Raw genomic sequence first — 18,358 nt, forward strand, 5'->3', positions numbered from 1 at the left:
AAGAGCAAACTTTGCTCCCGTAACCCGTTGGACACCTGCGCTGCATAGTCTCAGAGAGTTGCACCATTAGAGCTCACTCTCACAGGGGGAACCACAATGTCACGACCGTCCAGGAGCGCCTCCACGCTCATTTCCGCGAGCCTTCTCGGGGTGAGTCTGGTGGTCGCCCCGCTGGTCGCACTGCCGGCGACGGCATCCACCGATGGCACCGGGGTGATCATCAACGAGGCCTACCTCAGCGGTGGCAGCGCCGGATCCGCTTACAAGAACAAGTTCGTCGAGCTCTATAACCCGACGGATGCCGCGATCTCTCTCGAGGGAACGTCGATTCAGTACCGCTCCGCGACTGGAACGGCCAACCCGAACGGCGTGGTCGCTCTCACCGGATCGATCCCCGCGAACGGTTATTTTCTCGTCGGCGGCGGCACGAACAGCGGCACCTCAACCAGTCCTGACCTGCCCGCGCCGGATGTCACCAGCGCTGCCAACTGGTCGGGTACCAACGGAACGATCTTTTTCGCTAACCAGGCGGAGACGCTGACCGCGCCGGCCGTCGGCAGCCAGATCGACAACCCCCTGATCATCGATCTGCTCGGCTACGGCACCTCGAACACCTTCGAGACCGCCGCGGCCGTCTCGCCGAGCAGCACCACCGATGTGAAATCGATGAACCGCACCGGCTTTGCCGACAGCGACAACAACACCGCCGATTTCAGCCTCTCCGCGACGATCACGCCCACGAATTCCGGCGGCGCGACGGCGGTCGAGCCGACCCCGGAGCCCACGCCGACCGAAACGCCCGCTCCCACCGAGGCGCCGTCCGACACGACCCCGATCAACGCGATCCAGGGTACGACCAACATCAGCCCGCTCGCGGGCCAGACGGTCAAGACCGTCGGTGTCGTCACGGCCGTGTACCCGACCGGTGGCCACGATGGCTTCTACATTCAGTCCCCAGACACCGGCGGACCGATCGACATGTCGACCCACACCGCGTCAGACGGGATCTTCGTGTACGGAACGGAGGCCGTCGCATCCGTCGCCATCGGCGACTATGTTTCCGTCGTCGGCGCCGTAACCGAGTTCAACTCCCTCACCGAAATCACGGTCGGCTCCGCCACCGATGTTATGCAGCTCTCCGATACCGGAATCGTTGACCCGATCGCCGCGACGGTCGCACTGCCCGAGACGGAGGCGGCCCGCGAGTCGCTCGAGGGCATGCTCCTGGCGCCGCAGGGAGACTTCACCGTCACCAACAACTACACGACCAATCAGTACGCCGGGATCGGCCTCGCCGCCGGAACCACGCCCCTCGTGAACCCCAGCGTCACCGCTCGCCCCGGAACGGCTGAGTACACCGCCGCGATTGCCGCTAACGCCGCCCGCGCCGTGAACCTCGACGATGGTGCCACCACCAATTACCTGTCCGCCGCAGCCGAGAACACCGCGGTTCCCTACCTCTCCACCACCGAGCCGGTGCGCATCGGAGCGGCCGTGACCTTCACGACGGCGGTCATTTTCGACTATCGCTTCGGGGCCTGGAACTTTCAGCCGACCACCGCACTCGTCGCCGAAAACGCCGACACGGTGCAGCCGGTCACATTCGAGAACGACCGCACGGCAGCGCCCGAGAACGTGGGCGGCGACATCCGCCTGGCCACGTTCAACGTGCTGAACTACTTCTCGACCACCGGTGACTCGCTCACCGGGTGCCGCTACTACACCGACCGCGCGGGCGACCCGACCACCGTTCAGTCAGGCTGTGACGCCCGCGGCGCCGCGGACGCCGAGAACTTCGAACGCCAGCAGGCCAAGATCGTCGCCGCCATCAACGCCCTTGGCGCCGATGTCGTCTCGCTCGAAGAGATCGAGAACTCCGCCGCCTTCGGCAAGGACCGCGATGACGCCCTGGCGAATATCGTCAACGCGCTCAACGCCGACGCCGGCAGTGACGTTTGGGACTTCGCCGGTTCACCGGCCGAGCTTCCCGCGAGCGAAGACGTGATTCGTACCGCGTTCATCTTCAAGCCCGCCACCGTCGAACTCGTCGGAGAGTCGGTCGTTCTGGCCGACTCTGTGGCGTTCAACGGCCGCGCCCGCGAGCCCCTCGCCCAGGCGTTCCAGCTGGTCGGCGACGACGAGAGCAGCTTTCTCGCCATCGCGAACCACTTCAAATCCAAGGGTTCCGGCTCGGGGGCCGACGCCGACCAGGGCGACGGCCAGGGCGCCTCGAACGCCACCCGCGTCGAGCAGGCAGAGGCGCTCGTCGCTTTCGCCGCTGAGCTCAAGACCGACACGGCAATTGACCGGGTCTTTCTCACCGGAGACTTCAATGCCTACGACATGGAAGACCCGCTGCAGGTTCTGCTTGAGGCCGGCTACGTCAACCAGGGCGCCAAGTCCGGCGAGTACACCTACGCGTTCGGCGGCACCGTCGGCTCGCTCGACCACGTCTTCGCCTCGCCCGAAGCGGATGCCACGGTCAACGATGTCGACGTCTGGAACATCAACTCGGTGGAGTCCGTCGCACTCGAGTACAGCCGTTACAACAACAACCTGACCGACTTCTACACGCCGGACGCGTTCCGTTCCTCGGACCACGACCCGGTAGTGCTGGGCCTCAACCTCGCGCGCACAACCGACATCAACCTGCTGAACATCAACGACTTCCACGGCCGGATCGATGGCAACACCGTGAAGTTTGCCGGAACGGTCGAGCAGTTGCGTGCCGAATACGGTGACGACGCCACGCTGTTCCTTTCCTCGGGGGACAACATTGGCGCCTCGCTGTTCGCGTCGTCGTCGCAGCTCGATGTTCCGACGATCGACACGCTCAACGCGCTGGGACTTGACACCTCCGCGGTCGGCAACCACGAATTCGATCAGGGTTTCACTGACCTGACCGGGCGAGTGACCGAGGCCGCGAACTTCTCGTACCTCGGCGCGAACGTTTACGCGGCGGGTACCACCACGCCCGCCTTGCCCGAGTACGAGATCTTCACCGTCGACGGGGTGCAGGTCGCCGTCATCGGAGCCGTCACCGAGGAGACCCCTGCCCTCGTGTCGCCGAACGGTATTGCGATGCTGGAATTCGGCGATCCTGTCGAGGCCGTGAACCGCGTTGCCGCGGAGCTCACCGATGGCAACCTCGAGAACGGTGAAGCGGATGTGATCGTTGCCGAGTTCCACGAGGGAGCCGGCGCCGGAACGGTCGAAAACGCGACGCTCGCTCAGGAACTCGCGCTGACCGACAGCGCGTTCGAGCGCATTGTGAACGACACCTCTGCCGAGGTGGACGCCATCTTCACCGGTCACACGCACAAGCAGTACGCGTGGGACGCACAGGTTCCGGGTGCCGCCTCCGGCGTGACCCGCCCGGTGCTGCAGACCGGCAGCTACGGCGAAAACGTCGGCCAGGTTGTGCTCAGCTACAACTCGGCGTCGGGTACGACCACCACCGCGGTCAACAAGAACGTGGCGCGCACGACAACGGCCGATGCCGACCTGATCGCGGCCTACCCGCGGGTCGCGACGGTCGACACGATCGTCAGCGCAGCCCGCGCCGAGGCGATCGTTCTGGGCGGTGTTCCGGTGGGTTCGCTCACCGCCGACATCAGCCGGGGCTGCCTCGTCGCGGGTCTCGCAACCTGTGCTGAGGACCGCGCCGCACCGTCGGCGCTCGGCACGCTCGTCGCGAACTCGCTGCGGGAGTCGCTCTCGAGCGACCTGCGCGGTGGCGCCGAGATCGGCATCGTCAACCCGGGTGGCATGCGCACCGACCTCACGGTCGGAGAAGACGGCGTGATCAGCTACGCCGACGCCAACGCCGTGCTGCCGTTCCTGAACAACCTGTGGACCACGACCCTCACGGGTGCTCAGTTCAAGATCATTCTCGAACAGCAGTGGCAGCGCACGGCGGCCGGAGCGGTTCCGAGCCGTCCGTACCAGCAGCTGGGACTGTCCGACAACGTGAACTACACGTTCGACGCCACCCGGCCCGAGAGCGACCGCATCACGGGAATCTGGATCGACGGTGTCGCAATCGATGCCGCCGCTGATTACCGCATCGGTTCGTTCAACTTCTTGCTCACCGGAGGTGACAACTTTCACGAGTTCAAGAAGGGAACGAACACGATCGACTCGGGACTCGTCGACCGTGACGCCTGGATCGACTACATCACGGCGAACAGCCCGCTGTCACCGTCATTCGCGGCGACTCAGGCTACCGTTACGGGCATCCCGACCGGGGCTGTTGCCGCGGGCGACTCGCTGAACCTCCTGCTGTCGAAGGTTGACCTCACCTCGTTGGGCGCTCCGAAGAACACGGAGTTCGCTCTCAACTGGGTGGGCAGCACGGCGAATCTGGGCACGGCATCCGTCGACGCCAACGGCGTGTTTGCCGTCAACGTCACGGTGCCCGCCGACGCGAGTGAGAACAGCGTGCTTCAGCTGACCTCGGCCGCGACCGGAACCGTTGTGCGCGTCGCCATTGCGGTCTCGCCGGCCGCGGTGACGCCTCCGGTCACGCCGCCCGTGACGCCGCCGGTGTTCACCGCTCCGACAACGGCCCCGACCTTTGCCGGGGAGGGTGCCCTGCTCGACAGCCTGAAGAATCTCGTCTCGACCGACAAGGGTACGTATGCCGCTGGTGGCAGCATCACGATCAACGTGGGCGCGCAGCACGCGGGTCAGTTCGTGTCGATCTGGATGCTCTCCACACCGGTTAATCTGGGCGGTTGGACTCAGGTCAGTTCCACCGGGTTCGTGACGGCCACCATTCCCGTCACGGCGACCGCCGGTGTGCACCGCATCGTGGTGCAGGATGCCTCCGGTGCGGTGATCGGCTGGACCGAGATTCGGGTGACGGCCGCGGCGGTCACCGTCGCGAGTCTGCCCGACACGGGAATCGACGCGACTCCCGGGCTGTTCGCGGCTGCTCTGCTGCTGCTGCTCGGCGCGGTTCTGATGATGCACCGTCGTCGGGGAGGAATCGCACAAATCTAACCGACACGCACGCCATTACCGGCGCCGGCGCTGAACGTGAATAACCTTGGGGCATGTCGACGATCAAGCATCCGGTCGGCCGCCAGTCCAGCAAGGTGTACCGGCGCCGGCGTCTCGTGGTTGGGTTCGGCCTGCTTGCCGTTCTCGTCATCATTATTCTGATCGTGGTCCGTCCCGGGGCCAGCAGTGGGGAGTCCGATTCGGGCTCCCCGTCTGCCGACTCCGCGGGCGAGGCCCCGACGGCGACGGATGCCGCAGAGACTCCGGTCCCTGAGGCATCCGCCGCCGTCGACGGCTCGCCGTGCGATCCCGCACAGGTGCAGCTGGATGCCGTGACGGATGCCGTGCGGTACGAGTCCGGGCAGCAGCCGCAGCTCTCACTGAGCCTCACCAACACCGGAACCAACTCGTGCGTGATCAATGCCGGCACCGCGGCGCAGGTGTTCACAATCACGAGCGGCGCCGAAACCTACTGGACCTCGACCGATTGTCAGACCGAATCGTCGGACTCCCAGGTTACGCTCAAGCCCGGCATCGTCGTCAGCTCCTCAACGCCGATCGCCTGGGATCGTACCCGCAGCGCGGTGGACACGTGCGACGCGGTCACCCGCGACGGCGCCCCGGCCGGTGGCGCCTCGTACAACCTCAGTGTGACCGTCGACGGCATCGAAGCGGCCTCGGCCAAACAGATTCTGCTCTTCTAGATTCTGCTCTTCTAGATTCCGTACGCCCAGATTCAGGACTTTGGGGCACTGCTGATTGAATAGGGGGGTGACCGACGTGCCCCCCACCCCACCGACCCATTCCGAGGCCCTGGCCGCGGCCCTCGCCGCCCAAGACGTCGTGGCCGTCGCGTACGCGCTGCGCAACGACTACATCATCGTGCCGCAGCTCGTCATCGATGGCGAAGGCGAGCAGGTGCGCGTCTTCGGCCGTGAGGGCAGCGACAAACGCATGCTGCTGCTCTTCTCCTCGGCGGCGAACTACAAGCTGATGCTGCCCGACGACCCCGACCTGCGCGTGATGGTCTGCGACGGGCAGTGGCTGCGCGAGTTCTTGACCGTGCACGCGAGCACGGTCGAGATGGTCTTCTTCGACATCGCCGGCCCGCACGTCATGCAGGCCGCTCCGGCCGACCTGCTGAAGGCGCTCGGCCCGCTCGAGCCAGGCCCGGACGCCGCAGCGGCCTAGCCGGCGCTACCGTCCGCGGCGGTCGGCTTTCGCTGTGCCGAGCAGCGACAGGTCGGTGGCCACGTCGATCGAGAGGATCGACGCGTCATAGGTGGTCGTGAATCCCAGTCGCTGAGCCTCGTTGGCTCGTTGCCGGGCAGCGGATGCCGGGCGCACCTCGCCCGCGAGGCTGATCTCCCCGAACGCCACCACGTCGTGCGCAATGATGGAATCCTTGGCGGCCGAGGCGATGGCGAGTGCGATCGCCAGGTCGGCCGCCGGCTCGATCAGGCGGATGCCGCCGACCGTCGACACGTAGACGTCGCAGTCGGACACCTTGATGCCCGCCCGCACTTCGAGCACGGCAATGATCATGGCCACGCGGCTTGAGTCGACCCCGTTGGTCACCCGACGCGGGTTGGGCGCGTTCGTGGCGGCGACCAGTGCCTGAACCTCGACGGGCATCGCACGCCGGCCCTCCATCGCGATGGTCACGCAGGTGCCCGGCACCGCCTTCGCGCCGCGGCTGAGAAACAGCCCGCTCGGATCCGGTACCTCGGCGATGCCCTCGCCGGTCATCTCGAAGCAACCCACTTCATCCGTCGAGCCGTAGCGGTTCTTGAGCGCGCGCACGAAGCGCAGCGCGGTCTGCCGATCGCCCTCGAACTGGCAGACAACATCGACGAGGTGTTCGAGCACGCGCGGACCGGCGATCGACCCGTCTTTCGTGACGTGGCCGACGAGCATCACCGGCAGGTTGCGGTCTTTGGCGAGGCGGATGAGGGTGGAGGCGACCTCGCGCACCTGGCTCGGGCCGCCCGGGGACCCCTCGGAGAGGGCGCTCGACACGGTCTGCACGGAGTCGACGATGAGCAGGTCGGGTTTGATGGCATCGATCTGGCCGAGGATCGTGCCAAGGTCGGTCTCGGCGGCGATGAACAGCAATGGCTGCAGGGCACCGGTGCGTTCGGCGCGCAAACGGATCTGGCTGACCGATTCTTCGGCGCTCACGTAGAGCACCCGGCTCTTGGCGACGGCGGCTTTTGACGCGACCTCGAGCAGGAGGGTCGATTTGCCCACCCCCGGCTCGCCGCTGAGCAGAATCACCGAGCCTGGCACGATGCCGCCGCCCAGAACGCGGTCGAACTCGGCGACGCCCGTGGGCCAGTGGGCGGCGGCATCCGTTGCCGCATCGGTGATCGGGCGGGCAATGCTGCCGTCTCGCAGATTGCTGGCGGCGACGGTACGAATGATGCCGGTCTTCTCGTCGGTCGCCTGCACGGTGCCCCACTGCTGGCATTCGCCGCACCGGCCCGCCCATTTCAGGGTGGACCAGCCACACTCGGTGCACCGGAAGGAAGCTGAGGGTTTCGCCATGTCTGCGAGCCTAGCTGCGACCTCCGACACTGGATGAAGCGGCCCGGTCGATTGGGGGAAACCTCTGCGCGAGGTCGGCTGTGAGGGAAGGCAGAAAGGCTTCGGCCCAGACCCGGTAGCCGCGATCGTTCGGGTGGAACATGTCGTTGGCGAACTGGGTGGCGATGCTGCGCAGGCCCTGCCGCTTCGTGGTGGCGTGCAGTGGCACCACGGTGAGATCGTGCACGGCGGCGCGTTCTTGCAGCAACCGGTTGGCGATCGCTACCGTGCGTTCGTTATGGGGCAGGTGGAAGCAGGGCAGGTCGGCCACGAGAGCGTGTTCCGGCAGCGCCGCGAACAGGCGACGGATGCCGGCGGCGAACACCGCGGCATCCCACCGGGCGATGTCATTGGCCCCGATCGCCACCGTGACGACGTCAGGAGCGAGTTTCTCGAACCGCGGCAGCTGGTCGCGCACGGCAAGCTCGACCGTGGCTCCCGAGACGCTGAGGTTGATCACCCGCACCGTGCGACCGGTCACGAGGCGCATATGGTCGGCGAGCAGGCCCACATAGCCGCGGTCGGGAACACTCGCGCCGATGCCCTGGGCGGCGCTGTCGCCGATGGCGACGTAGAGCAGTTCGCCCTTCACCTTGGCGTGGTTGCGCCAGAACTTCGAATTCACCGGCAGCGTCTCGCTGAGAATTGCCGACTGTTCGGCCAGGTGTCGGCGAAAACCGCGGTAGCGCAGCGCTGCCACCCCGATTCCCACAGCGGTGGCGATCGTCGCGGTCAGGGCCAGCAGCGCACGTGAGCGGATGCCGCGGGTCGGGTGGGTCATTCGATGAATGTACATCGAGTTGCTGGGCCACAAGCGCGGGTGGGGCACGTTTTGCTGCGCGGATTCGCGCCGGGCCCCGGAGTCTACTAGGATCGACGGCGGTACCGTGTCCGAGCGGCCGAAGGTGCAACTCTCGAAAAGTTGTGTGGGGGAGACTCCACCGTGGGTTCAAATCCCACCGGTACCGCCACGAAAAACCCCCTACATCTCAGTGTTTTACTGGGGAGTAGGGGGTTCTTCTGTGCCCGAATGCCGTTTCGGTAACATCTGCTCACCGTGGTCGCTGCGATCGTCATTGCCGTGCGGCATTTTCGGAAGCGGGGAGCTGGAGAACCACGCTGAAACGGAGCGAGATCCAGTCGCTGTCGAAAATGTGCCTCGTGAGAACATGCCAAGTAGATTTACACGTGCCACCAACGTTTAAAATTTCGGCCTGTTTTTTTACACGTTTAGCGAATGTGCGCCTAGAGTTTGCACATGACGTGGATTGCCGGGACGCCCTACAACGACTTGCCGGCCCTGCCGCCGGCGGTCGACCTAGAATCCAAGAAGGTCTTAAAGGCGACGATCCAAGCACGCACAGCTCTTGCTTCACTCGATCAGGCGTCACGGCGGATTCCCAACCCGACGGTACTCATCAACACGATTCCCCTGCTGGAAGCGCAGGCAAGCTCCGAAATTGAGAACATCGTTACGACGGCTGATGACCTCTTCAAATTTGCCCAGGATGAGTCAAGTGCGACCAGCTCGGAAACCAAGGAAACGCTGCGCTACAGGACTGCTCTGTTCAGCGGAATTGCGAGCATGCGAGCCCGGCCGTTGTCGGTCACCACGGCGATCGAAGTTTGCTCTAACATTCACTCGCGCGAAATGATCATACGCAACCTGCCCGGCACGTTCATTGGCAGCCCCGTCACCAAGAAGGCCATCTATACCCCGCCCGCAGGAGAGCGGTTACTCCGCGACAAGCTCTTCAATTGGGAACAGTTCATCCATGCCGGAAACGATCTCGACCCGCTGATCACGCTCGCTGTCGCCCACTATCAGTTCGAAGCAATTCACCCCTTTGCTGATGGCAACGGCCGCACGGGTCGCATCCTCAATATCCTGCTCCTCATGCAGGCGGGGCTGCTTCACCACCCGGTCCTCTACCTGTCTCGGTACATCATCGAGAACAAGGCCGACTACTACCGGCTCCTGCTGGCGGTCACCGAATCGGGCGCCTGGGAGGAATGGATTCTGTTCATTCTGGAGGGAATTCGACAGACATCCCTGTCGACCGTCCAGAAGATCGACGCCATGCACGAACTCGAAACGGCGACCCAGGAGATCATCCGCGCGGTCACCACCGGGGGCGCCAACGCGGACCTGCTCTCCGTCCTGTTCGAACAGCCGTACTGTCGCATTACGAGCGTCATGACGCGGTGCAAGGTGTCCCGACCGACGGCGACGGGATGGCTCAATTCGCTCGTCGAAGCGGGAACCTTGATCGACGTCAGGGTTGGGCGTGAGCGGCTTTTTGTCAATACCGACTTCTTCGAATTGCTCGTGCGCCCGGATTCTGCCACGCCCAGCGGTGAACCGACTCTCTTCTAGAGCAAGATGATTCACAGCGCTGAAACGCGGCCGCGAAACGTGGCAACATGTGAATGAAATTGCTCCCATTCCGGCCTTCTGATTGGGTGAGCATTAGGTTTCAAATCCCACCGGTGCCGCCACGAAAACCCCCTGCATCCCAGTCTGACTGGAATGCAGGGGGTTTTGTGGTTCCTGGCGGGGCGCTAGAGCTAGGTCTTGGTTCTCGTTCTGTGCCCCACCAGAAGGAGCGTCACCAGTAGTCCCAGTGTGATGATCACGCTGAGGAAGCCATAGTTGGCGGTCGCCTGACTTCCGGTGAAGGTTGCGAGGTTCAGTCCCACAGACACCACCGCGAAAATGGTGGTCAGGACCACGAGAACAGCTTTCATCAGACAACTCCTCACCGCAACGCCGTGGCCGACGCCGCACTCACCGGCGATGAGCGCGGTCGTTTTGGGTGGCCGCTACGCCGATTACCGTAGCAGCCGCTGAAATCGGGCGCGGCTGAGCCGTGGGGCTAGTGCGTGCCGGCGATCATACTGCGCAGCATCCAGGCGGTCTTCTCGTGTACGTCGAGGCGGCGCACGAGCAGGTCCGTGAGCGAGTGGAACATGGGGCCGACGACGTTCCAGTGGTAGTTGTGGGTCTTGAGGTACACGGTGTACGAATCGGCGAGGACCCGGGACAGGCCGTCGATGATGGTTTGGAGTTGGGCTTCGGGGATGCCGACGTCAAGCTGAGTGGTCATAGGGTTCATTGTTCTGGCTGGTTGGTGTTTCGATCGAGCGAGATCTGAGTGAGCGATTGGGCCCGCTTCTCGGCCCGGGTCAGCGGCACGTAGGTGCACGTGTCTCCGGGGCATAATTGCGGTTTCGTCCTGGCGAAAATACGGTAGAGCGAGCAGCCGACGCAGATGCCGAAGGCGGTTTCCAGAAACAGGATACCGAGGCACAGTCCGCAGAGAATGAGCGTGACCGTCTCGTCCAGACCGAGCAAGCCCATCGCCACGCAAGACGTGAAAGCCAGACCGAGCCCGAGCGTCCAGGCGAGCTTCTTCTGGTCGGCGCCCACCCATTCCGGGCGTTGGCGGCGCACCATCAGCGCGCCCAGGAACATGCTGGGGGTGTAGCGGGCGCTGACGAATAGCCGCAGCATCATGTCGACCATGAAGATGAAGGCGAAGGCCCGTAACGGGTCGAAATTGTCAGTGAGGGCGGCGGTCATGAAGGCCACCATGCCGACCAGAAAGAGCAGCCCCGCCGAGGCGCGCACCGCGCGTTCGTTGAAGACGGGAATGTCGATTCCGTCAACGCGCTCGCCAAAATCAAGCGGTGAAGTGGTTGCAGCCATTCAAGCAGCATATACCGGCCGGGGTATTGACACGCCTACGAGTCTCGACGAACCCCCACCATTTGCGAGTGAGCAGTCTTGGCACTTCCATCGCTGTGTGCCGAGCTGGGGAAGCGCCACAACCGCTCACACGCAAGGGATTCCCTTGTCGCGCGTGGCGTGGGCGTCGCGGGAGGCGCGGGTGGCACAGGGGGCGAGGTTTAGTTGATGGGGCGGTTGGCGCGGTGGTTTTGGGCGGGCCGCCAGGTTTGGCTGGGGTCTATCCAGGCTGGGCCGAGTACTTCGGGCCTGCCGTGGGTCATGCGGATCTGCCAGCCGGAGGTGTCGATGGCGTGGTGATGTCGGTAGCAGAGGCAGACTCCGTTGGCGACTTCGGTTTTGCCGCCCTGGGCGTAGCTTTTCACGTGGTGCAGCTCGGTCCAGTACGCCGGAATGTCGCAACCCGAGATGATGCAGCCACCATCGCGAGACATGATGGCTTTCGTCATCGCTGGGGAGAACGCCCGCCGCTTATCGCCAACCCGGAGTACCTCATTGTTGGGGCCGAACAGAATGGGGATGAACCCGCCACTGCACAGGACTTGGTCGACGGTCGTGAGTGACACCGGGGCTTCGACCCCGTCGATCCAGCCGACGCCGCGGCCGGCGTTGAGGTCGACCGCGTTCACGTGCACGGTGACGGTGGGGGCGGAGCCGCCCATCACTCCGGCTTTGGGGTCGCGGGCGGCTTCGCGGACCATGTCGCGCAGGATGTCGGCCCGCTTTTCCCCGGCGGGGCGACGGTCGATATCGACGACGTCGGTGTCGGGCACGACCTCGGTGTCGGGCACGACATCGGCCCCGTCGGACCCGTCGGTCCCGTCGGCCCCGTCCAGCTCGGTTTGTCCGGCGGTGGGTAGAAACTTCACCGTTGCCCGCGCCGACAGCCGGGACGCAAAATAGGTCTCGAACTCGCCGCGCAGGTCGGGGGTGACGCCGCCGAAGATTCGGTAGAGGCCTCGTTCGAATGAGCCGAAGCTGATGCTGCTCTTGGCCTCCCGAGCCTCTTCCTGAGGCGCGATGCCGTCGGGGTCAAGTCGGGCCTGCCACTCATGTACCAACACCCGCATCCGATCGGCCGGCAACGCGATACCGGCGCCGGGGAGGCCCTCGGTGTCGTCGTTGAGTGCGCCCGTCGCGTTGGCTACCAAGACTCGTTCGGCGAGGTGCAGGTCTGAGGGGTCGGCCTGCCGGATGACCTCCTGCAGGCCTTTCACGATGATCTCGGCCGAGTCCACGCCGATCTCGCCCGCGGCCAGTGCCGCGCTCACGGTGGGAAACACCGCCGGTCGCAGCGGTCCCACCCCGGGCCGCACGCTGGTCAACGCCCCCAGGCTGATGCGTCGCTTCACTTCCCGCACGGACACGTGGGTGACGCTCATGATCAGGTCGAGCTTGCCGGTGCAGCCCATGCGCTTGGAGAGGCTGGCCGTGCCACCGTAGAGCTCGACATCGGCCCGGCGGGCAACATCCGCTGTTGAGGCGACCCGAGCACCATCGACGCGGCGGCCGAGCTGCTCAAGACCATCGAGAAGCGCGAGTGACAAGGCATCTTCTTGCAGCGCGTAGGTCAGCCCGGTCAGGGCCTTGGCGAGTTGCTCGGTGATGTGGGCGAGCTGGTCTACCGGATTGTGGTCGGCATCTGTGTCCGACGAGAGTGTCTGTGACATATTCTCAGTTTACTCCCGAATGAAGACAAATACCAGAGAATCTTCAAAACTTTTTCTGAGTCTCGTATTTATCGACACCCCGAGTCGCGGCCTGTTCGGCCGGGTGACCGTGCTGCACCAGCTCCATCTGTCGGAGTCTGAACGCGTCTTGTCAACCCGAGCCTCTCACCACCCACCGACACTCCACCCACCGATACTCCACGCTCCGCACGCCGCGCTCCGCAGGGCTGGCTCAGACGCTGGCCTCGGGTCGCAGGTCGAGGCGGCGCAACAGCTGGGCGTTCAGGGCGACCACGATGGTCGACACCGACATCAGCAGGGCACCGATCTCCATCGGCAGTACGAAGCCGATCGGGGCGAGCACGCCGGCGGCGAGCGGCACCGACAGCAGGTTGTAGCCGGCGGCCCACCACAGGTTCTGCTTCATCTTGCGGTAGCTCGCCCGTGACAGCTCGATCACGGAGAGCACCGAGCGCGGGTCGTCGCTGGCCAGAATGACACCGGCCGAGGCGATCGCGACGTCGGTTCCGGCGCCGATGGCGATGCCGACATCCGCTTGCGCGAGCGCCGGGGCGTCGTTCACGCCGTCGCCGACCATCGCGACCCGGCGGCCCTCGCGCTGCAGCTCGGCAACCTTCTGGGCCTTGTCCTCGGGGTGCACGCCGGCGAAGACACGCTCGATGCCGAGCTCGGCGGCCACGGACTGCGCCACGGCCTCGGCATCGCCGGTGATCATGACCACCTGAATTCCGCGGGCCTGCAGCGCGGAAACGGCCTGCCGGGACTCCTCGCGCACTTCGTCGGCCAGGCCGAGCGCCCCAATGACCAGGCCATTGCGCAGCACGTGCAGAATGATGGCGCCCTGGCGGGTCCAGTCCTCGGTGACGACGAGCGGGGAGGCCTCGTGGGTGCTGAGCAGGCTCGGGCCGCCGACGCTGATCTCGGCTCCCGCAACGGTCGCGGTGACGCCGACCGCGGCCGCGGTGCGGAAGGCGGTCGCCCGCGGAACCGCCAGGCCTCGGCCCTGGGCGGCGGCCACAATGGCCCGGGCCAGCGGATGCTCGCTGTCGGCTTCCGCAGACGCTGCCCAGGCGAGAACGTCGCCTTCGTCAATACCGTCGACGACCGAGACGTGCGTCACCGTCGGTTCGCCCTTCGTGAGGGTGCCGGTCTTGTCGAAGAGCACCGCGTCGACGGTGCGCATGCTCTCGAGGGCGAGCCGGTCCTTGATCAGCACGCCACCCTTGGCCGCCCGCTCGGTCGCGATCGACACGACGAGGGGGATCGCGAGGCCGAGGGCGTGTGGGCAGGCGATGACCAGCACGGTGATCGTGCGGATGACGGCATCCTGCGGCTGCCCCAGCAAGGTCCAGGCGACGGCCGTGATGGCGGCGGCGCCGAGCGCGAACCAGAACAGCCAGCCGGAGGCGGTGTCGGCGATGCGCTGGGCCTTCGATGACGAGGCCTGCGCCTCGGTCACGAGCCGCTGGATTCCGGCGAGAGCGGTATCGTCTCCGACGGCGGTCACGCGCACGCGCAGCGCCGAATCGGTCGCGACGGTGCCGGCGACGACCTGGTCGCCCGGGGCGCGGGTGACCGGGCGGGACTCGCCGGTGATCATCGACTCGTCGACGTCGGCGGTGCCCTCCGTGATGCGGCCGTCGGCGGGAACGCGGCCGCCGGGCCGCACCACGACCACATCATCGACGACGAGGTCGGTCGGGGAGACGGTGACGACCTGATCGCCCTCGACGCGTTCGGCCTCGTCGGGCAGCAGAGCGGCGAGCGACTCGAGGGCGGTGGATGTCTGCGCGAGCGACCGCATTTCGATCCAGTGTCCGAGCAGCATGATCACGATCAGCAGGGCGAGCTCCCACCAAAAGTCGAGTTCGGCATCGATCAGGCCGAGGCTCGCACCCCAGGAGGCGAGAAATGCGACCGTGATCGCCAGCGCGATGAGCAGCATCATGCCGGGTGTGCGGCGGCTCACCTCGGAGACGGCGCCCGTGAGGAACGGGCGGCCGCCCCAGACGTACATCACCGTGCCGAGCACCGGGGAGATCCAGGTCAGCCAACCCTGCATGGGCAGGTCGTAGCCCACGAGCATCGAAAACATCGAGCTGAAGCCCACAACGGGCACCGCAAGAATCAGCATGACCCAGAACAGTCGGCGGAACTGGCCGACGTGGTCGCCGTGGCCCGCGTGGCCGCCGTGGTTCATCACGCCGTGATCCTTGCCCGTGTGGCCCATGGACGCGTGATCGGTTCCCATCATTGTCATGTCCCTGAGTTTATACCCGTGGGGGGTATGTGTAAATCACGCCCATCATGCCGGAGTCTTCGTGATCGAGAATGTGGCAGTGGTAGACGCTGCGCCCGCTGAAATCATCGAAAGCGATGCGTACGCGCACTGAACCGTTCGCCGGTACGTTGACCACGTCCTGCCACCGCACGGTCTCGACCGCCTGCCCGCGTTCTTCGACTATCTGCATGGGCCAGACGTGCAGGTGCAGTGGATGGTCGAGCGTGCTCGTATTGGTGAGCAGCCATTCCTCGACGCTGGCGAACTGAACGGTCGTGTCGACCCGGGCGGCGTCGAACACGCGACCGTTGATGGTGGCGCTCATCATTCCGCCGCCCATTCCGCCGCCCATCCCCATCGCGAAGACGAGTTCGCGGCGGGCGGTGACGGTCGCCGCGCGCAGGTCGCGCGGTACGGGCTGCGCGGCCACCGGGTCGAGGGCCGCACCGGGCTCGCCGGCCACCGTCAGCGTGGCCACGGTCGCATCGGCCGACGTGGGCGCGCGTCCGCCGCCCATCATGCCGCCGAATGCGCCGCGGTCGTAGGCGAGGGAGCGCAGCACCGAGGTTCCCGTCTGAGCCGTGACGAGCAGGTCGGCGCGGTTGCCGGGTGCCAGCACCACGTCCTCGACCTCCCGCGCGGATTCGAAACGACCGGAATCGATCGCGAGCAGCGACATCCGCTGCCCGTCGAGTCGCAGGCTGAGGTAGCGGGAGACGCACGCGTTGACGATGCGCCAGCGCTCGCGCTCGCCGGGGCGCGCGGTCAGGGCCGGGTTCACCTGACCGTTCACCAGCAGAAGTTCTCCCTCGCGGCCGGACATCGTGTCCATCGCGATGGCCTGCGCGATATCGCCGGACCCGTCGAGGGTCACGTCGGAGATGACGAGCACGCGTTCCCGACTGATGTTGAGCGGGGTGGGGTCCTCCACGATGATGGCGCCATAAAGGCCGCCGAACACCTGATCGGCCACCGAACCATGCTGGTGCGGGTGGTACCAATACACGCCCGGGGGATGATCGGCGGGCAGCACGTACTCGTAATCGACGGTGTCACCGGCCTCGACCGTCACGAACATGTTGTCGCCGTTGTTCTCGGGGGAGACGTGCAGACCGTGAACGTGCAGGTTGCTCGGCTCCGTCAGCCCGTTGCGCAGGCTCACGCTCAGGGTGTCGCCCGCACGAACCCGCAGGGTGGGGCCCGGCACGCCGCCGTTGTAACTCAGCGCGCGCACCTCGCGGCCCGCGAGAGTGACCTGCCGGCGAGACTGTTCCAGGGTGACGGCGAGTCGGCCGTCGACGCTGCTCAGTTCGGTGGGTTCGAGAAGGCCATGCCCGCTGACGACACCCGACGAGCCTGGCGTGGCATCCGGGCGGGTGACAGCGAACACCGTTCCCCCGATTGCCACGCCGGCGGCGCCGATTCCGCCGAGAATCAGTGCAGTGCGTCGGGTCAGGGTTGCCATCATTCGCCTCCGAGCGAGAGCAGGTCGGTCCATGTTGCACCGTAATCATCGCTGCCGGCAATGCCGGCGGCATCCGCCACGAGCATCCAGGGCGCGTTGCCGCCGGCGAAGGTCAGCGCATCGGGGGCTCGGCCGGTCGATCCCGTTTCGGACCAGGCCTGCGTCGCCGGGTCCTGCCGCCAGACCGCGCCGCCGGCGTCAATGCCCACGAAACCGCCCCCGGCGCTCTGATCAACGGCCTCGACCAGCAGCAGGGCAGGAGCGTCGGCGATGAGCTGGAACGAGTGACCGGCATCCCGACTTTCGGCCAGGCCGTCGGCGGTGGTGGCGAGCACGCGATCGCTATCGGCCCGATCCGCCGTCAGGTCCCGCATCGCCAGGCTTGCTCCGGCGGTCCAGGTCTGGCCGGAGTCGTCGCTGATCGCGAGGGCTCCCGCACCGGCGTCATACCCGTACACGCGCAGGGTGCCGCTGGGCAGGGGGACCGCGTCGAGGTCGTGAAAGTCCGTTCTGCCCGCGAGGGACAGATTCGTCCAGGATGCTGCGGCGTCGGTACTCGAGATCAGGCCCAGATTCGGCGTGGCCAGGTCGCTGGCCTCGTGCGCATCCGGGTGGCCTGAGGCCAACAGCGTGCCGGGCACGGCCACGGTGAACCCCATCATGTCCTGCGAGCCGCCGGCCAGCTGTAGGGGAGCGGCCGGTGGGCCAGGCTCTGCCCCGCCCAGATAGCTGTCGGGCAGGTCGGCGGTGGAGATGAGCCACACCCCGTGGTGGGTGGCCGCATAGGTGTTTCCGGTCAGCGGGTCGGCCCCGAGCCCGTGGATGTGCCCGAAGGCCTCGGCGGTCGCGCCGGCCTCGGCGTCGACCGTGCCCGCGGTGAGAGTGCATCCGCTGAGCACGATCAGCGTGGTGATCGCGGCCGGTGCGGCCCAGCGAAAACGCGCGGGTGTGAGACGGCACGACACGATCAGAGGGTCTCGAGCAGCTCGGCCATGACGGCGATTTCTGCGGTCTGAGTCTCGACGATGGCGGTGGCCAGGGCGATGGCATCCGGGTTGTCACCGTCGTTGATCTCAAGCTGGGCCATGGCCACGGCGCCCTCGTGGTGCAGGGTCATCTGCTGCAGAAAGAGGATGCTTGCCTCGGTGCCCGAGGCGTCCTGCAGCATGGTCATGTCTTCGGCCGACATCATGCCGTCGGAACCGGCGCTGTGGTCCATGCCGGACATGGCGTCTTCTTCGGCGTCCCACTCGGTCAGCCAGGCTTGCAGCTGGGCAATTTCGGGCTCCTGAGCGGCCTTGATATCGGCGGCGAGGTCGACGACGTCTTGCTCGATGCCATCCTTGGCGAGCAGGTCGTCGCTCATCTCGACGGCCTGTTCGTGGTGCGGAATCATCATCTGGGCGAAGGTGACGTCGGCGGTGCCGAATGCCGTGGTCGCGCTCGAGGCCGACGGTGAGGAATCGGCGGCGGGGCTGGTGCTGGCGCAGGAGCTGAGCGTGAGGGCTGCCGCCACGGAGAGGGCGGCGAAGAGTGCGGTACGGGTCGTGAGCATGGTTCATCCATTCGTCGTGTGTGTTGTG

General features: G+C 65.9%; 14 protein-coding genes and 1 tRNA gene. 5 read left to right on the plus strand and 10 right to left on the minus strand.

Features of this window, described 5'->3' with window-relative positions; all coding sequences use genetic code 11:
- Positions 1 to 96: 96 nt before the first annotated feature.
- From E3T55_RS02995 to E3T55_RS03005, 3 genes are all read left to right on the plus strand, one after another.
- A complete protein-coding gene (locus tag E3T55_RS02995) occupies positions 97 to 5,004 on the plus strand; it encodes an ExeM/NucH family extracellular endonuclease (RefSeq protein WP_134518096.1) in 4,908 nt (1,635 codons plus the stop codon).
- A gap of 53 nt (positions 5,005 to 5,057) precedes the next feature.
- Positions 5,058 to 5,708: a hypothetical protein gene (locus E3T55_RS03000; RefSeq protein ID WP_134518097.1), complete on the plus strand. Its 651-nt coding sequence runs from the start codon at positions 5,058 to 5,060 to the stop codon at positions 5,706 to 5,708.
- Between the two features lie 67 nt (positions 5,709 to 5,775).
- Positions 5,776 to 6,195 carry a dehydrogenase gene (locus tag E3T55_RS03005; RefSeq protein ID WP_134518098.1) on the plus strand — a complete coding sequence of 140 codons (420 nt, stop codon included), beginning with the start codon at positions 5,776 to 5,778 and terminating at the stop codon, positions 6,193 to 6,195.
- A gap of 6 nt (positions 6,196 to 6,201) precedes the next feature.
- Here the strand turns inward: E3T55_RS03005 and radA are convergent, their stop codons facing one another.
- Both radA and E3T55_RS03015 read right to left on the minus strand, forming a co-directional pair.
- On the minus strand, positions 6,202 to 7,551 hold the full coding sequence (gene radA / locus E3T55_RS03010) for a DNA repair protein RadA (protein WP_134518099.1): 1,350 nt from the start codon (positions 7,549 to 7,551) through the stop codon (positions 6,202 to 6,204).
- A 10-nt stretch (positions 7,552 to 7,561) separates the two neighbouring features.
- Positions 7,562 to 8,371, minus strand: a complete 810-nt coding sequence (locus tag E3T55_RS03015; protein ID WP_134518100.1) for an SGNH/GDSL hydrolase family protein — start codon at positions 8,369 to 8,371, stop codon at positions 7,562 to 7,564.
- A 100-nt stretch (positions 8,372 to 8,471) separates the two neighbouring features.
- Between E3T55_RS03015 and E3T55_RS03020 the strand changes: the two genes are divergently transcribed.
- Together E3T55_RS03020 and E3T55_RS03025 are read left to right on the plus strand one after the other, a co-directional pair.
- Positions 8,472 to 8,561 (plus strand) — tRNA-Ser (locus E3T55_RS03020).
- Between the two features lie 287 nt (positions 8,562 to 8,848).
- Positions 8,849 to 9,967: a Fic family protein gene (locus E3T55_RS03025; protein ID WP_134518101.1), complete on the plus strand. Its 1,119-nt coding sequence runs from the start codon at positions 8,849 to 8,851 to the stop codon at positions 9,965 to 9,967.
- Between the two features lie 191 nt (positions 9,968 to 10,158).
- Here E3T55_RS03025 and E3T55_RS03030 read toward each other — a convergent pair whose 3' ends face one another.
- The 8 genes from E3T55_RS03030 to E3T55_RS03065 all read right to left on the minus strand — a co-directional run bounded on the left by E3T55_RS03030 (position 10,159) and on the right by E3T55_RS03065 (position 18,330).
- Positions 10,159 to 10,338, minus strand: coding sequence for a hypothetical protein (locus tag E3T55_RS03030; protein WP_134518102.1), 180 nt, complete (start codon positions 10,336 to 10,338; stop codon positions 10,159 to 10,161).
- 128 nt (positions 10,339 to 10,466) lie between these two features.
- Positions 10,467 to 10,697, minus strand: coding sequence for a hypothetical protein (locus E3T55_RS03035; RefSeq protein ID WP_241992821.1), 231 nt, complete (start codon positions 10,695 to 10,697; stop codon positions 10,467 to 10,469).
- A gap of 5 nt (positions 10,698 to 10,702) precedes the next feature.
- On the minus strand, positions 10,703 to 11,299 hold the full coding sequence (locus tag E3T55_RS03040) for a DUF4395 domain-containing protein (RefSeq protein WP_134518104.1): 597 nt from the start codon (positions 11,297 to 11,299) through the stop codon (positions 10,703 to 10,705).
- A 200-nt stretch (positions 11,300 to 11,499) separates the two neighbouring features.
- The gene (locus E3T55_RS03045; RefSeq protein WP_134518105.1) at positions 11,500 to 13,008 is read right to left on the minus strand and encodes an HNH endonuclease signature motif containing protein; all 1,509 of its coding nucleotides are present in this window, start codon (positions 13,006 to 13,008) and stop codon (positions 11,500 to 11,502) included.
- A 232-nt stretch (positions 13,009 to 13,240) separates the two neighbouring features.
- Positions 13,241 to 15,283: a heavy metal translocating P-type ATPase gene (locus E3T55_RS03050; RefSeq protein ID WP_241992852.1), complete on the minus strand. Its 2,043-nt coding sequence runs from the start codon at positions 15,281 to 15,283 to the stop codon at positions 13,241 to 13,243.
- A gap of 16 nt (positions 15,284 to 15,299) precedes the next feature.
- The gene (locus E3T55_RS03055; protein ID WP_134518275.1) at positions 15,300 to 16,775 is read right to left on the minus strand and encodes a multicopper oxidase family protein; all 1,476 of its coding nucleotides are present in this window, start codon (positions 16,773 to 16,775) and stop codon (positions 15,300 to 15,302) included.
- The gene (locus E3T55_RS03060) at positions 16,775 to 17,740 is read right to left on the minus strand and encodes a beta propeller repeat protein (protein ID WP_134518107.1); all 966 of its coding nucleotides are present in this window, start codon (positions 17,738 to 17,740) and stop codon (positions 16,775 to 16,777) included. Before E3T55_RS03060 ends, E3T55_RS03055 begins: the two co-directional genes overlap by 1 nt.
- 2 nt (positions 17,741 to 17,742) lie before the next feature.
- Positions 17,743 to 18,330, minus strand: coding sequence for a DUF305 domain-containing protein (locus E3T55_RS03065; protein WP_134518108.1), 588 nt, complete (start codon positions 18,328 to 18,330; stop codon positions 17,743 to 17,745).
- Positions 18,331 to 18,358: the final 28 nt, after the last annotated feature.

Origin of the sequence: Cryobacterium frigoriphilum (assembly GCF_004403305.1) — a bacterium.
GTDB classification, from domain to species: domain Bacteria; phylum Actinomycetota; class Actinomycetes; order Actinomycetales; family Microbacteriaceae; genus Cryobacterium; species Cryobacterium frigoriphilum.